Consider the following 15,489-nt stretch of genomic DNA (forward strand, 5'->3'; position numbering starts at 1 on the left):
CTTGAATGGAGGCGCGCTAAAGCGCCCCGGGGACTTATCGTCAAACCCGTCGCACAGTGACCCACGCTCATTCTCGTGCGAGACACCTCTGGAAGAATTGAAATGAAAAACCGGTTAACGCTTTATATCGTCGTCGGCATGGTGCTTGGCGTCGTGGTCGGCTACGTCTGTCACCAGAGCGCCGCGGATTCGAATGCTGCGAAAGAAATGGCCGGCTACTTCTCCATCATCACCGACATCTTCCTGCGGCTCATCAAGATGATCATTGCACCGCTGGTATTCGCCACGCTGGTGTCGGGTCTTGCGGGAATGGACGGAACCAGCGACGTGCGCCGCATTGGCACTCGTTCAGTGTGCTGGTTCGTCTGCGCCTCGCTGATGTCGCTTGCCCTTGGACTCTGTCTCGCCAACCTGCTGCAACCGGGTGCGGGCCTGCGCATGGTCCAGACCAGTTCCGACGTAAGCACTGGCCTGAATACCGCCGGGCTCAACTTCAAGGACTTTGTCACGCACGCATTTCCGACCAGCATTCTCGATGCCATGGCGCGCAACGACATCCTCCAGATCCTGGTGTTCTCCGTGCTCTTCGGCGTTGTGTTGGGCGCGATCAAGTCGGACTCACGGGTAACGCCGCTGGTGCAAGCTATCGACGCTCTCGTTCCCGCCATGCTCAAGCTCACCGACTATGTGATGCGCCTCGCGCCTGTAGGCGTATTCGGCGCGATTGCATCGGCCGTGACCTTGCATGGTCTGGACGTGCTGATGACCTACGGCAAGCTGATCGGCAGCTTCTATATGGGTCTGCTGCTGTTGTGGGTGATCCTGATCGGCGCCGGTTATGCGTTCCTTGGCAACAACATCTGGTCGTTGCTGAAAGCGGTGCGCGAGCCTGCCATGCTGGCGTTTTCGACCGCCAGCAGCGAAGCGGCGTATCCGCGCCTGACGGAGAAGCTGGAAGAATTCGGCGTGGACAAGAAGGTCGTCGGTTTTACGCTGCCGCTGGGGTATGCATTCAATCTGGATGGCTCGATGATGTACCAGGCATTCGCCGCCATCTTCATTGCACAGGCCTTCGGTATTGATATGCCGGTAGGCACGCAGATCCTGATGTTGCTCGTGCTCATGGTCAGCAGCAAGGGCATGGCCGGCGTGGCGCGGGGCTCGGTCGTGGTTGTCGCGGCGGTTGCGCCGATGTTCCACCTGCCTCCGTCCGGCGTCGTCCTGATCCTGGCGATCGACCAGATACTCGACATGGGCCGGACCGCGACCAACGTGATCGGCAACAGCATTGCAACGGCCGTGATTGCGAAGTGGGAGACGGCTCGGGTCACGCGAACCGAAGCCGCGGTGACATTCGATCAGTTGCCGGGCGAAGTGAAATGAGGGAGAAGCACAGGCAGGGGCGCCGCTCTTTCGGCGTCATTGGTGGACTAGGCCCGCTCGCCAGCGCCGACATGTTTTTCAAGCTGGTGAAGTCGACGCCCGCGGCCGGCGACGCGGATCACTTCGACGTGGTGTTCGAGCAGCATCCGTTTCGCGGCGCCGGCGCCACCAGCGCCGCGACGGTTGAACGCAAGCTGTACATCTTTGATCTGATTCGTGCATTCGAGAAGCGCGGCATAGAGACAGTCGTACTGCCCTGCTTCCTTAGCCACACTTTCATGGACGAGTTGAAGGCAAACTCGCCCTTGCAGATCGTGGACATGATCGAGGCATTGCGACACCACGTCCGGCGCAAGTTCCCTTCGGTGCGGCGCATCGGTGTGCTGGCATCGGACTACACGCGGCACAACGGTCTGTTCGAGCGGTATTTCCCGGCCCCGGAATTCGACGTGATTCATCCGCGCATCGATGAAACCACCGACCTCGTCACGCGTGCCGTGTACGGAGAAAATGGCATCAAATCAGGCCATCTGCTGGGCCAGCCCGTCGAGTTGCTGAAAGCCGCCTGCGACGATCTCATTGCACAGGGTGCGGAGATCATCGTGCCGGGCATGACCGAGATCGCACTCATGGCGGATGAACTCGGCGGGTTAGGCGTCCCGCTGATTGACTCGAATCTCGCGTATGCCCAGTACATTGTGTCGGGTCAGTACGAGTCGCCAGCCAAGTTGTTCAAGGTCGGCGTGGTGGGCGGTGTCGGCCCTGCGGCAACAGTCGACTTCATGCAGAAGATCGTCAACAACACCCCGGCCAGGCGGGATCAGGATCACATCAAGGTACTGGTCGAACAGAATCCGCAGATCCCCGACCGCACCGAGAACCTGATCGGCGATGGCCCGGACCCCACCCTCTCGTTGTACGCCACCTGCAAGAAACTCGAGAGCGGTGACGCGGACATCATCGCGATCCCGTGCAACACGGCGCACGCGTTCGTGCAGCGAATCCAGCCATATCTCGGCATTCCGATCGTCAACATGCTGACGGTGACCGTCGAGACACTTCGCGAGTCGTTCCCTTCACTTCGCGATGTCGGGCTTCTTGCGACGTCGGGCACAGTGGCAAGCGGTGTGTACCGGCAAGCACTGGAAGCGCAAGGCTTGCGGCAGGTCCTGCCCGGTCCGGCGCTGCAGGACAGGGTGACGAATGCGATCTATGGCGAGACAGGGGTGAAGGCGGGTTTCGTCGGCGGGCAGTGTATGGACGACATCTGCGCAGCGCTGGAGGGCCTGGCCGAGGAAGGAATCGACGTTGTGATCCTTGGGTGTACAGAGTTGCCGTTGCTGCTTCCCGGCGCTCACTGGCTAAGCGCCGGCGGACGGGCGATCACGCTAGTGGACCCAACGGATATTCTTGCGAAACGCTGCGTTGCGTTGCGTATGCCATGGGTGCGGTAGAACCGGAGGTTGCATCAGAAGCGCCACACTGAGATGACGCCCGGCTATTGCTGCGCTGAATGAAATCAGTTGTCCACTTCTTCACGCTTCGGAATCGACGTTTGCCCACCGCGACGGGTAACCGAGATCGCGGCAGCCAGTTGTCCGCGTTCAATAGACTTTGCGATCGTTTGACGCGATGCCAATTGTGCCGCAAGTACGCCGATGAATGTGTCACCAGCCGCGGTCGTATCGACCGCTTCCACGCGAGGAGCCAAAAAAAGCCTGCCATTTCCGCCCTCCTGCAGCAAATAGGCGCCTCGCGCGCCGAGCGTCACGATCACATTGCAAGCGCCTTGGTGCTGCAATTGCTCCGCGGCGCGTCCCATGTCGTTTTCCGACTCAAAGGGAATGTCTGACAGAATCAATGCTTCGACTTCGTTGACTACCAGATAGTCTGTCAGCGACAGCCACTCCGGTGGCAATGGATCAGTGGCGGGCGAAGGGTTGAGTATTGTGATTTTTCCAAGTTGCCGGGCGAGCTTCAACGACGCATAGGCCGTTTCCCCCGGTGTCTCAAGCTGACAGACAATCACGTCCGAGCGGCTGAACAATGCCTCCTGGCGCAACACATCAGCGGGCTTCAATTCGCCGTTGCTACCGCCAACGACAACAATGGTGTTTTGCCCCTCATGTGAAACCGTAATCAATGCAAGGCCGGTCGGCCGGTCGCGCGTAACGGTGATACCCGCGCAATCCATTTCCTCTGCCTCAAGATCATATAAGCGCTCGTCACCGTTCTCATCGTCGCCAACGCAGCCGACCATCGTGACGTGCGCACCAAATCGAGCAGCGGCGACCGCTTGATTCGCGCCCTTGCCGCCCCCGGCTTGTGAAAATCGCACGCTGCCAAGCGTCTCACCGGGAAACGGCAGATGCGTCGTCTGTGCAACAAGATCGGTATTGATACTTCCAACCACAACTACACGCCCCTGCCGTGCTCTCTTGGACACTTCGAATCTCCCATAGAATTGATAGCCATTGCTTTGTCATGTTGACGATCCGGCACGTCGAATTTTTCCCTTTATTTATCAGTATGGCTAATTATTGAAATGAACCGGCGATGCTGAACAGAATCCGTCTACTACGCAGCGCAACGCGTTCTCCCTCGCGCTACGGGACGTCACGGCATCTATCGCGCCGGTTGAGCGTCCGGCGCCAATTTGTCTCGCACCCTGCTCTTCAACGCGTCTTGGGCTCGATCCGCGTCGTGGATGGCACGTACGGTCTGCGTGAAACGATCTGCGGCGTTCAGCAGATCCAGCCGGTTCGTTTGGTCGAGCTTGTCGCAAATACTGGCGTCGATTACCTTGGCACCGTGCATGGCACCCAGAATCGCGCCGGCCATCACGCCGATTGCGTCGGTGTCGCGTCCCGAATTAATGCCGTCTTCTATCGTGCGATTGAAGTCGCCGTCGTTGATCAACGCGAATCCGAGCGCCAAGGGCAATTCCTCGATCGAGAGGCGCCGCGACGGCCGGTAACCATCGGCCGCAATACCGGCCTTTTCCTCAGTGTGTTGCAGGTCGTCGCCCATTGGCGAAAAACGCGAGATAACCCAGTGAAATTCGGCAACGATCCTGTCGTAACGCTCGCCGCGCAAACGCATTGCGGCGTCCGAGATCGCAGCAATGGCGCCCCGCGTGCCGTCCTTCGCCACGCTGAGCGCTGCCTCGACCACTGCCTCGATCGAGGTTCCGGGTATGAAAGCCGCAGCAATCGCACTGGCCAACACGCCTGCCGCTTCCAGGCCATAGCTTTCCTGATGACCGCTCGCAAAAGCGATCGCCTCGTCGTAAGCACCTTGCGGATCTCCCGCATTCACCACCCCGACGGGCGCGATGTACGCGGCCGCGCCGCAATTGACCATGTTGCCTATGCCGCCCTGGCGCGGATCGCACGAGGCGAGTTGATGACGCTGGAAAATCCACCTCTCCGGATAGAACAGCCGCTCGATGAGCATGGTTTCCCGCTGCAGTTCAGGTACCCACCGCGGCGTCCAGGCAATCTGCCGCACCATGCCGCTTGCCATATCCCACGCGTCAAGGTGCCGGCCCGTTTCGTTGTAGACCGTCATCAGGCAAAGCACCATGAGCGTGTCATCGGTGACAATGCCGCTCCCGCGTAAGCGTCCCTCGCGGACGACTTCATCCTCTTCCGTCCGGTGCGACTCGGTATCGAGTGAGTTGACCCGGCCATAGAACTCCCGAATTTCCTGCGCAGAGAGCTTCTCGACGGTTGATCCGAGGGCGTTGCCGTAGGCGATCCCATACAGAAGTCCTCGAATGCGATCCTGCAATGTCTGGCGGCTGCTATTCACAAGGTTTCTCCTCAGGCTTGGTTTGTATCGCTGCTATGTGCCCATGCGATAGGAAAGGGACTTTTACTGTTGAGGCGCGTGTGCCCGCTGCATGACCGCGCAAGCCGTAGTACACGATGTACGCGTAGCAGCAGACGGTTATCATCATGTAGACCATCTGGAAGTTGTATATTTTCTTCAGGTGTGCAAAGAGTTTCGGCATCACAGCGCCGCCGACGATACCCATGATCAGAAACGCCGCTCCTGTTTCGGTGAATCGGCCGAGCCCCTTGATCGCGAGCGGAAAGATGGCCGGCCACATCATGGCGTGGGCGAAACCGAGCGTCGCAATGCATGCAATCGCGGTATAGCCATGCGAAGCGTAGCCGGCAATGCTGAGCAATAAAGCCAGCAGCGCCGAGATGACCAGGTAGCGCTGCTGTGATATGACCCGCGGAACTAGCGAAAGGCCGACCAGATAGCCGACAAGCATCGCAAATATCGTGTAGGACGTGAAATGCTTGGTCTCGTCGAGTGGCAGATTCAGACTTTGACCATAGAGGCCGATCACATCTCCAGCCAGTACCTCTGCGCCGACGTACATAAAAATGCACGCCACACCGAGCCAAAGATGGGGAAATGAGGAGATGCTCCTGGCGGGGTCCGCGCTACGTGTGGCGGCGTTGGCGGACGAGGGTTTGATATCTGGCAATGACGAGCGTGCAACGCACACGGCCATGACAACCAGGAGGGCCGCCAGCGCGAGATACGGCCAACGCAATCGCGCGGCAAATGCGTCAAGGAGTGCCTGGGCAACAGCCGGCGTCGGCGCGCCTTTGACCCGTTTGACGAACTCCCCGACCTCGCCCATGACCAACGCACCAAACGCGTACGGCGCCAGGATGCCGCCTGTCTTATTGCAAATGCCCATGCAGGCCACGCGCCGGGCAGCAATATCTATGGGTCCCAGAATGCTGATGTACGGGTTGTAGGCACTCTGCATCAGGGACAGCCTCGTTCCGATCGCTAGCAGGCTGCCGAGCACGCCGGGGTAACTGTGCGCGCCGACGAACTGACCGAACATCAGCGCACCGATCGACATCACGCCGAGGCCTGCGGCCATGCCTCTTTTCATCCCGATCCGCTTGATCAGCAACGCGTACGGTAACGCGAAGATGAAATACGGAACATAGAAGACGACCGTGACAAGAAGCGCCCCTACGTCATCGAGCCGAAAAGCCAATTTGACGAAGACCGTCAACGGGCCGTTGAGCCAACTAAGCGCCCCAGTCGTGAAGTACAGCAACCCGATGATCATCATCGGCCGACGGTACGATCCCCGAGGCGCGTCGACAACCGGTTGAATAGTGAGCATGGATCCAATCTTCTCCAACGTTTCTCGGGTTTGTTTTTATTTTTTGGGAACGTTCCCACGTTACGCCGAAAAAAAAGCGACCGCAATGTTTTCCGGGGTCCATATCACCCCTTGACCGATCCGACGCGCCGCGCGGATGCATCGCAAAGGTTTGCGAGTGATCCTCGTTCGATCAGCCTGCATGGTAGATGAACCCGCGTGCCCGGTTTCGCGTCGGCGTTGCCGTCGAGCAGCCACGCAACCGCTTGCGCTCCAATCTGTCGAGCGGGTTTCTCGATAGTCGTCAGCCCTGGCCACGCGAATGCGCCCGCCTGAATACCGTCGAAGCCCAGGATCGACACGTCTTCGGGGCACCGCAAGCCCGCCTCCCGCACCGCGCTCATTGCCCCGAGCGCCATGAGGTCGTTGGCGGCGAATACGCACAGGAGGCCATGGTTACGCGCAAGAAGACGCTGCATGGCGAAGCGGCCGCCTTCGACCGTATAGTCCGCGTTCTCGATCAGCAACACAGCCGGATCGATGTCGTGCTCGACGCAATGTTCATGGACTACGCGCAGGAAGCGCGCGCGGGCAAGCCGGGTCGGCTGCCCGACGATCAGCGCAGGACGTTCATGACCCATGGAGCGCAGGTAGTCCATACCGAGTCCTACACCCTGGACAATGTCGGAACCGACCGAACAGGTATCAGGAAACCGCTCCGCGCTCGAGCCAATCAGGATACAAGGCAGTCCGAAACGATCGAGATCGTCGAGACTATCCGCCACTGAATTGATGATCGCGCCGTCGACACGCGCACGCATCAGTGTGCTCAAATGCATCAGCTCTTTCCGCGCGCACCGGTTCGACGAAAAAATCAGAATGGAGGTGTCTGCGTCGGCTGCACGGTCCTGCGCGCCACGCGCGACTTCTCCCCAGAAGGGATTCGCAATATCGGGCAAGACAAGTCCCAGCATGCCGCTGCGTCCCGAACGCATGCCGACTGCCAGCGCATTGCGGGTATAGCCGAGTGCGTCAGCCGCGCGCAGCACCTGCTCCCGCGCTGAGTCGGAAATATTTGACGCACCCGCCAACGCGCGCGCGGCAGTGCTTTTGGAAACGCCTGCACGCTTCGCCACGTCGATGATGGTCGGCCGGTGACCGGAAACCGTCTCCATAATTGCTCTCTCGTGTCATTGGGAAATATATTTTGGGAACGATACCACGGATTGCAGGGAGGCTAAGGTGGCCTTGGAAAGCACGGATTCGCCGAATAACGGCGCTCAAGGATGAGCGGGGCATATCTGCCCAGGATTGCGGCACACGTCGCGACGGGCTATGCCGACCTGCTCCGAATGCGTTACGAGCAACATGACCACGCGTTCAACATCCTCACCAGGCCCTAAGACCGTATCCCGCGCGATATTAAGCCTTGATCTCCGCGCGCAGAAAATCGATCAATGCCTGCTGGACCGCATTCAGCGCGCCGCCCGAGCTCACCAATGCAAGCTCGGTTGGCGGCAAGTCCGGCAACCCGGTGCAGATGCGGTGCTCGGGAAGCACGGCGGTGGTGGGCAAGACCGACACCCCGAGGCCCGATGAAACGGCCGCCTGGATGCCGGTCAGGCTATGACTGCCGAAAGCCACGCGCCAGCGCCGGCGCGCTTTGTCCAGGCCGCGGATGGCACGCTGCCTGTACACACAACCTTGTGGAAACAAAGCTAGCGGGACCGGTTCATCGGTCAGTTCAACGCCTTCTCCCTTTACCCACACCAGCGATTCGGGCCACGACGCCAGGCACTCTCCGCTACCCGGCTCGCGCTTGAGCAGTGCAATCTCGACTTCGCCTGCCGCCAGCTTGCGCTGGAGATCGACGCTCATGCCGCTTACCGTTTCAAGCCGCACACCGGGTTTCATTTTCACAAAGCCCGACAGCATGGCCGACATACGCCGCGCGTCGAAATCCTCCGGTACGCCAATGCGCACCGGTTCGAGTGCTACGTCGCTGGTCAGCGCGTCCTGCGCCTCCCTCGACAACGCAAGCAGCCGCCGCGCATAGTGCGCGAGCAACTCTCCATGCTCCGTCGCGCTCACGTGATTACCGGTCCGGTCACGCAGCAGCAGCGTACGTCCGACCGCTGCCTCGAGCTTGCGGATCTGCTGGCTCACGGTCGACTGGGTGCGATGCACGCGTTCGCCGGCACGCGTAAAGCTTCCTTCATCGACCACGCAAACCAGGGTGTTCAACAACTCGAGATCCAGCATGAGCGACCGCCGTGTTATTTGAATTTCGATTGACCTTTAGAGTTTAATTTAATTTCCAAATATCGATCAACCCTTCTACGCTTGCGGCATTAATTCAGCTCAGTCACTCATTTACGTCACTTCACCAGGCGAACAAACCATGGCTCTTAGCGCGCTTGAACACACCCGCCGGCCGCAATGGCTTACCTTCGATTGCTACGGCACGCTGATCCAGTGGGATGAAGGATTGCAAGCCGCCGTCCGCGGCATCCTGTCCGCCAAGCAAACAGAGGCGGTCGATCCCGCCCGGTTTATCAGCATCTATGACCGGCATGAACATGCGCTTGAGCAAACATCGCCGCATCGGTCGTTCCGTAGCGTAACCGCGGATGCGTTGCGTCTCGCACTCAATGAGCTAGGCTTGCAAAGCGACGCAGACGACGCCCGCGCGCTAACGGACAGCATCTCCGCCATGCCGCCCTTTCCCGAAGTGACCGTTGCTTTGCAAGGGCTTAAGGAGGCGGGTTACCGTTTGTGTATTGTGTCGAATACGGATGACGAGATCATCGCCGGGAATGTCGCGCAACTGGGCGGGTTGATCGATCGTGTCGTCACGGCGCAGCAGGCCGGGGCATATAAACCATCGCGGAAAATATTCGATTATGCTTTTGACTCGCTTGGCGTGACGAGGGACGAGGTTGTCCATATTTGCGCCAGCCCGCATCTCGATCATGCGGCCGCTCGCGAGGTCGGTTTTCGCTGCGTGTGGATCGATCGTGGTACGGGCCGCACGGCGCTGCCGGATTACACACCCGACGCCACGCTTGCAACGCTCGATCAGGTACCTGTGCTATTCAACAGACTCGGCTGGTAAATTTTCAAGGTAATCAATCATCATGGCTCACTCGCTTTCAGTCGCTGGCGCCCCTGCTTCCTCGCGTATCGCAAGGCTGGATTCCGACGCCGTCATGCAGGCGCGCCTGGAGCTTGCCGCGTGCTTCCAGCTTGCGGCACAACGGGGTTACGAGGAAGGCGTCTGCAATCATTTCTCGGCTGTCGTGCCCGGACATGACGACCTGTTTCTCGTCAATCCCTATGGTTATGCATTCAGCGAGATCACCGCGTCGCGCCTGCTCGTATGCGATTTCGAGGGGCACGTGATAGCCGGTGAAGGTCAGCCGGAAGCCACGGCGTTTTATATCCACGCTCGTTTGCATCGATCGAAACCGCGGGTGAAGGCAGCTTTCCACACGCATATGCCGAACGCAACGGCGTTATGCCTGATCGAAGGACCTCCGCTGTTGTGGCTCGGGCAGACGGCACTGAAGTTCTATGGCCGCACTGCCGTTGATGAGCATTACAACGGCCTGGCCCTGGATGAGTCGGAGGGAGATCGCATTGCTGAAGCAATGGGCGACGCCGACATCCTGTTCCTGAAGAACCACGGTGTAATGGTGGCGGGCGCCAGCATCGCGGAGGCTTGGGACGACCTCTATTATCTTGAGCGTGCCGCTGAGGTTCAGCTCAAGGCCATGAGCAGCAACCAGCCGCTCAAGCCCGTACCGCACGAAGTCGCACAACGCACGTATGAACAAATGCGTCTGGGCGATGCAGAAAGCGCCCGTGCGCACCTGGACAGCTCGATTCGAATATTGCGTAACCAGCGCAACGGGTTCGAACAATGAGCTTAAGCGTGAACGTGCGCTTATCCGGTAGCGGCAACGCGTTGCCGCTACCGGGCGGCGAAGTTACAACCATCGGTCGGGCCATCGCCGGCCGCGCACGGCGTTATTGAACAACAATGCAATAACCAGCAGCACGCAAACACCACTCAGCACCGGGACAAAAAAGAATCCTGCCGAGGAATTGCCGCCAAGCATGATCACCAGCGGATCAGCGCCCGCGGGAGGGTGCACGCATCGCGCAAGCTGCATCAAACCAATGGCAAGTCCAACGGACAGCGCCATTTGCCATATCCCCGGGCCAGCAAACCAATACACCGCCAAACCCACCGCAGTGGAAAGCAGATGCCCGAATACCAGGTTGCGAGGCTGAGCGAACGCGCTATCGGGCGCGCCAAATAACAGGACGCTCGACGCACCGAACGGCGCGATCACCAAGGGGCTGCTCGTCAGGTGCCCGAGCAGGGAGATCACCCCAATCGCCAGAAAACCACCCAAGAAACCGAATGCCGCTTGTTTAAACGGCGCCAAAGGAACTGCGGGCGCCGCGCGGGCGATCTGTTCGTTCATTGTGCTTGAAGCCGATAAAGAACCCATGGAAATGCGCACGCCGACCGTCAACGTCCGGGCCAGCGTGCCCACGGCGTTATGCCTTCTTGTAGCGGGCTGCCTCTTCGGAGCCCGTCGTCGCATTGCCCGCGCTGTATGAGTGCGCGCCCACTCCGGCGAGGCGTCCGCCATCGACGATCAGGTACTCTTCGCGAATGGGTTGCTTGGCGAACCAGCACTCGAGAATCTCGCGCGTGCCAGCGGCGTAGCGCGCCTGAGCGGAGAGCGTGGTGCCTGACGTATGCGGCGTCATGCCCTGATGCGGCATGGTGCGCCACGGATGATCGCTCGGGGCCGGCTGCGGGAACCACACGTCGCCTGCATAGCCCGCCAGCTGGCCGGATTCCAGCGCGCGCACCACAGCGTCGCGGTCCACAATCTTCCCGCGTGCAGTGTTGATGATGTAAGCACCGCGCTTCATTTTGCTGATCATCTTCTCGTCGAAAAGATGCTCCGTTTCCGGGTGCAACGGACAGTTGATCGTCACGATATCGCAGACGCGCGCCATCGATTCAGCAGTCGGGTGCCAGGTGGCGCCAAGCTCGCGCTCGACCTGTTCCGGCAGACGATGCCGGTCCGTATAGTGCAGCTTGACGTCGAAGGGTTTGAGGCGGCGCAGCACTGCCGCCCCGATGCGCCCGGCCGCCACCGTACCCACGTTCATCCCTTCGAGATCGTATGCACGCGAAACGCAATCGGCGATATTCCAGCCGCCCTTCTTGACCCACTCATGCGACGGCAGATAATTGCGAACCTGCGACAGGATCATCATGACGACATGCTCCGCCACGCTGATGCTGTTGCAAAAGGTCACTTCAGCTACGGTGATACCGCGATTGATCGCCGCCTGCAAATCGACGTGATCCGAGCCTATGCCTGCTGTCAGCGCGAGCTTGAGTTTTGGCGCCCGGGCAATCCGCTCGGCGGTCAGGTACGCCGGCCAGAACGGCTGCGAAATGACGATCTCGGCGTCTTCCAGTTCACGCTCGAACGTGGAGCCGGGGCCGTCCTTGTCGGACGTCACAACCAGCGTATGTCCCTGCGATTCGAGGAATTTGCGCAAGCCCAGTTCGCCGGACACGCTGCCCAGCAACTCGCCCGGCTTGAAATCGATTGCCTTCGGTGTCGGGGCGCTTTGTCCGTCGTGATACTTCGTGATGGCGGGAATGTCGTCCCGGGCGTACTTCTTCGGCATACCGTCAACAGGGTCGTTATATAAAACGCATAGAACCTTGGCCATGACTGTCTCACTCCACTCTGATTTGGATAACACTGGCGCCGATGTCCCGGCTCCGCCTTGGTCGATACGTGGGGCTGGCACGCCGACGCAAACCAGTGTCGCGAAGTACTGGCGGAGGGTCCAATCGTTTGGATGGATCAGGTGATAAGCGCTTCTTATGAAGGCGGCCAACCGTATGCGAAAGGCTGCGGGCCTGGAACCTTAAACGGTCGCCGCGCCCTGCGATGCGTGTGCCGCCTTGGGCAGCAATGCGTCGAACTCGCCTTGCAGATCGAGTTGCTCGGCCGCTTTCCACACGGCCGCGACCAGGGGTGGCAGCGCATTGCGATTGCGCGCGATAAGGCCAATGCGGCGGGTCAACTCCGGCAACAAGAGCGACGCACGCACGCCGCTGCCAGCGGGCAGCACGCTTAGCAGGCTATGCGGAAACACGCTGAACAAGCCGGCATGCTGAACGTGCGCATAGAGAGATAAAAGGGAGTCTGTTTCGAGAACCACAGTGGGCTGCACGCCCTCGCGTCGAAACGCTGCGTTGATCACTTGCCGGTTCTGCATGGTGGCGGTCAGGAGACCCAGCGGCAGACCACCCAGGCCGCTCCATTGCGCCGTGCCCGTGTCGAACGTGTTGTTGGCACCGGAGGGCGACAAGAGCAGATAGCGTTCGAAATACAGCGGCAATACGCTGAATCCCGCCTGCACCTGATCGTCGAGATACGTCAGGCCGACATCCAGCTCGTACTCGTCCAGTTGACGCAGGATTGCGTCGGAACTGAGCGAGCGGACCTCATAGCGCATATGCGGATGCTCGCGCATGCACGGTGCGAGCATGCGAGTGGTCACCGGCATGATGGTCGGAATTGCCCCTATGCGAAGCGTCCCGATCAGGCGAACCTGCGCGGCGGACGCATCGTGACGCATGTTCTGCAGCGACGCGAGCGTTTGCCTCGCCCAGCCAAGCACACGCTCACCGTCTTCCGTAAAACCCACGAAGCGCCGCGTCCGCTCGACAATGACCAGCCCGAGTTCGGCTTCAAGCGTGCGGATAGCCGACGACAGCGCAGGCTGAGACACATGACAGGCTTCCGCCGCTCGCGCGAAATGTTTTTCGCGCGCCAACGTGACGAGATACTCGAGTTGCCGAATGAACATTGCGTCCCTTGTGAGCTTCCCTTCGCCAAGACGACTCAGGCAAGCAGGTCTTCGTAGAACGAGCCGAACGGCCTGGTGGGATGAGCGAGCTGGATCTCCAGGATCCAGAGCCCGGCTTCCGGCTGCGGCTCGAAATTCCCGAGATTGCCCGCCTTGAAGATGGCGTGCGGGAAGTCGCTCACGCGATGCCCTTTGATGTCGAGGTTCAGTTTCCACCCAAGCGCCGAAGCACGCTCCGCTGCATGGTCATACAAGGCCTTGCCGCCGGCCCCTGTAGTTCGCCAATGATGTTCGACCTCGTCAAAGACAGTCTTTGCCGCGTCCGCGCACGCCTTCATCTCAGCGTCCGCACCGACAACGAAGGTTGTGCCCGCATCGCCTTCATGCCCTTTCCAGACCACGCCAAGATCGACAAAGAAGATGTCGTCGTCTTTCAGGCGCGGATCTCCCTCGGAACGTTGCTTGAACGTGCGCAAGGTGTTTTCTCCAAACCGGATCAGGATGGGATGCCAGATGCGCTCCATCCCCAGTTCCTGCAGGACCTGCTTGCACTCGGTCACCGCTTCCGACTCGAGCATGCCGGGTTCAATCCTGGCCGCCACTTGCTCGACGACCTCCCACGTCCTGTCCCGCGCGTAATGCATCGATTCGAGAACGAATTTCTCGCCCACTGCTTGTTGCGTGTCGGTGCTCACTCAATCTCTCCAGCTTCGTTATATTCGTATAAATATATTGATGACCACGGTGAAAGTCCATTTCCGCACCTTGAGGCGGACGCGGAACGGTATGTTTTCCCGCGGCATCGTGCTCATATTCTACGCGGAGGCCGCGCACGCCCGGATTGACTTGAACCGTGCGCTCCAATAACCGGGACCTCGCGTCGTCAGCCCTCTCCATTCGCCCCGAGCCACTCGCGAAACAGGTTCACCTTGTTCTGTTGCGCGAGGCAATCCGGGTAGACGAAGTAATAGCGGGCGCCCGTCGTGAGCACGATGTCGAACGGCATCGTGAGGCGCCTTGACGCAACATCCTCACTCACGAGCGAGCAGTCACTGATCGCGACGCCAAAACCTTGCGTCGCCGCGTTCGTCGCAAGGTCGAGCGTCTCGAAACTCTGCCCAAGGTCGGCATTGATCTCGGGCGCCTGGGCGTGGGCTAGCCACATCTTCCAGTCGCGATGGTCGCGGGTCGGGTGCAGCAGCGTATGCCGGGCAAGATCGGCCACCTTGTCGAGCGGTTTTTCCTCCAGCAACGAAGGCGCGCACACAGGTGTCAGTTGCTCGTCGAAAAGCGCAATCGAGTGAACGTCCACGCCGGGGGACGAGCCATAAATGATCGCCGCGTCGAACAGCTCGACCTGGAAATCGACGTCGTGCTGCCAAGTGGTCGTGAGCTGCAACTGGATCTCGGGGCACTCGGCCTGGAAGCGCATGATCTTCGGCAGGATCCAGCGCATCAGGCAGGTGGGTACCTTCAGGGCGAGGTCGGTACGCTGCCGGGTCAGCCGCAGCGAAATCTCCTCGATCCGCGAGAAGCTCTCTTTCACGGTCGGCAATAGCTGCTCGCCTTCGTTCGTCAGCGCGAGCCCCTTCGAGTGCCGCGTGAACAGCGGAAAACCGTAGTACTCCTCCAACGTCAGGATCTGGCGGCTCACGGCGCCTTGCGTCAGACAGAGGTGATCGGCGGCGCGCGTGAAACTGCGGTGACGCGCAACCGTTTCGAAGATTTGCAGTGCATTCAGCGGCGGCAGGCGGCGCATTTTCGTTCCCTTCGTGCATTTGAAAAAATCATGACTGCCGGGTGTGCTTGCCGGCCAGAGGGTTCTATTTATACAGGGGTCCAAGCCTGCATATATACACCGAAATACACCGAATCCCGCTCCCCGCGTCTCCTGAAAGCACTGCTCCCCCGGATAGGCCCATGAATGAGCCCATGAATAAGCCCATGAGCCAGGAACATGGCGCGCATGCAAATTCATCGATTGCCGTTCACGCGCCATGCACCAAGAATGCATCAACACGCACCCTCCGGAGAAAGGC

Annotated in this window: 14 protein-coding genes; 4 read left to right on the plus strand and 10 right to left on the minus strand. The window is 59.8% G+C overall.

The genetic code is table 11. From position 1 onward, the window contains the following. The first annotated feature begins 102 nt into the window (after positions 1–102). Together ABH944_RS10450 and cuyB are read left to right on the plus strand one after the other, a co-directional pair. Positions 103–1,383, plus strand: coding sequence for a dicarboxylate/amino acid:cation symporter (locus ABH944_RS10450; RefSeq protein WP_404606744.1), 1,281 nt, complete (start codon positions 103–105; stop codon positions 1,381–1,383). Further along, positions 1,380–2,837, plus strand: coding sequence for a cysteate racemase (cuyB, locus tag ABH944_RS10455; protein ID WP_404606746.1), 1,458 nt, complete (start codon positions 1,380–1,382; stop codon positions 2,835–2,837). Before ABH944_RS10450 ends, cuyB begins: the two co-directional genes overlap by 4 nt. Positions 2,838–2,902: 65 nt before the next feature. On the opposite strand, the gene rbsK is transcribed toward cuyB, so the two are convergent. The 5 genes from rbsK to ABH944_RS10480 form a co-directional block, all read right to left on the minus strand. Beyond that, a complete protein-coding gene (gene rbsK / locus ABH944_RS10460) occupies positions 2,903–3,829 on the minus strand; it encodes a ribokinase (protein ID WP_404606747.1) in 927 nt (308 codons plus the stop codon). 179 nt (positions 3,830–4,008) lie between these two features. After that, on the minus strand, positions 4,009–5,196 hold the full coding sequence (locus ABH944_RS10465) for an ADP-ribosylglycohydrolase family protein (RefSeq protein WP_404606749.1): 1,188 nt from the start codon (positions 5,194–5,196) through the stop codon (positions 4,009–4,011). Next, complete coding sequence (locus ABH944_RS10470) at positions 5,189–6,550, minus strand: sugar MFS transporter (protein WP_404606751.1); 1,362 nt, start codon at positions 6,548–6,550, stop codon at positions 5,189–5,191. The genes ABH944_RS10465 and ABH944_RS10470 overlap by 8 nt, the downstream gene beginning before the upstream one ends. 104 nt (positions 6,551–6,654) lie before the next feature. Continuing rightward, positions 6,655–7,704: a LacI family DNA-binding transcriptional regulator gene (locus tag ABH944_RS10475; RefSeq protein ID WP_404606753.1), complete on the minus strand. Its 1,050-nt coding sequence runs from the start codon at positions 7,702–7,704 to the stop codon at positions 6,655–6,657. Positions 7,705–7,951: 247 nt separating this feature from the next. Then, entirely contained in the window at positions 7,952–8,791 is an 840-nt protein-coding gene (locus tag ABH944_RS10480) for a LysR family transcriptional regulator (RefSeq protein ID WP_404606754.1), read from the minus strand. A 139-nt stretch (positions 8,792–8,930) separates the two neighbouring features. On the opposite strand from ABH944_RS10480, the gene ABH944_RS10485 reads away from it, so the two are divergent. Together ABH944_RS10485 and ABH944_RS10490 are read left to right on the plus strand one after the other, a co-directional pair. Continuing rightward, positions 8,931–9,644 (plus strand): haloacid dehalogenase type II, encoded by a 714-nt coding sequence (locus ABH944_RS10485; RefSeq protein ID WP_404606756.1) that lies wholly within the window; start codon positions 8,931–8,933, stop codon positions 9,642–9,644. Between the two features lie 22 nt (positions 9,645–9,666). Then, on the plus strand, positions 9,667–10,455 hold the full coding sequence (locus ABH944_RS10490; RefSeq protein ID WP_404606758.1) for an aldolase: 789 nt from the start codon (positions 9,667–9,669) through the stop codon (positions 10,453–10,455). Positions 10,456–10,518: 63 nt separating this feature from the next. On the opposite strand, the gene ABH944_RS10495 is transcribed toward ABH944_RS10490, so the two are convergent. From ABH944_RS10495 to ABH944_RS10515, 5 genes are all read right to left on the minus strand, one after another. Then, positions 10,519–11,094: an HPP family protein gene (locus ABH944_RS10495; RefSeq protein ID WP_404606760.1), complete on the minus strand. Its 576-nt coding sequence runs from the start codon at positions 11,092–11,094 to the stop codon at positions 10,519–10,521. A 4-nt stretch (positions 11,095–11,098) separates the two neighbouring features. Continuing rightward, on the minus strand, positions 11,099–12,301 hold the full coding sequence (locus tag ABH944_RS10500; RefSeq protein ID WP_404606761.1) for an NAD-dependent formate dehydrogenase: 1,203 nt from the start codon (positions 12,299–12,301) through the stop codon (positions 11,099–11,101). A gap of 201 nt (positions 12,302–12,502) precedes the next feature. Continuing rightward, positions 12,503–13,450 carry a LysR family transcriptional regulator gene (locus ABH944_RS10505; protein ID WP_404606762.1) on the minus strand — a complete coding sequence of 316 codons (948 nt, stop codon included), beginning with the start codon at positions 13,448–13,450 and terminating at the stop codon, positions 12,503–12,505. Between the two features lie 35 nt (positions 13,451–13,485). Continuing rightward, on the minus strand, positions 13,486–14,145 hold the full coding sequence (locus ABH944_RS10510) for a M24 family metallopeptidase (protein ID WP_404606764.1): 660 nt from the start codon (positions 14,143–14,145) through the stop codon (positions 13,486–13,488). A 188-nt stretch (positions 14,146–14,333) separates the two neighbouring features. Continuing rightward, positions 14,334–15,209 (minus strand): LysR substrate-binding domain-containing protein, encoded by an 876-nt coding sequence (locus ABH944_RS10515; RefSeq protein ID WP_404606765.1) that lies wholly within the window; start codon positions 15,207–15,209, stop codon positions 14,334–14,336. Between the last annotated feature and the right edge of the window lie 280 nt (positions 15,210–15,489).

It is taken from the genome of Caballeronia udeis (assembly GCF_044909315.1).
Classification (GTDB): domain Bacteria; phylum Pseudomonadota; class Gammaproteobacteria; order Burkholderiales; family Burkholderiaceae; genus Caballeronia; species Caballeronia udeis_A.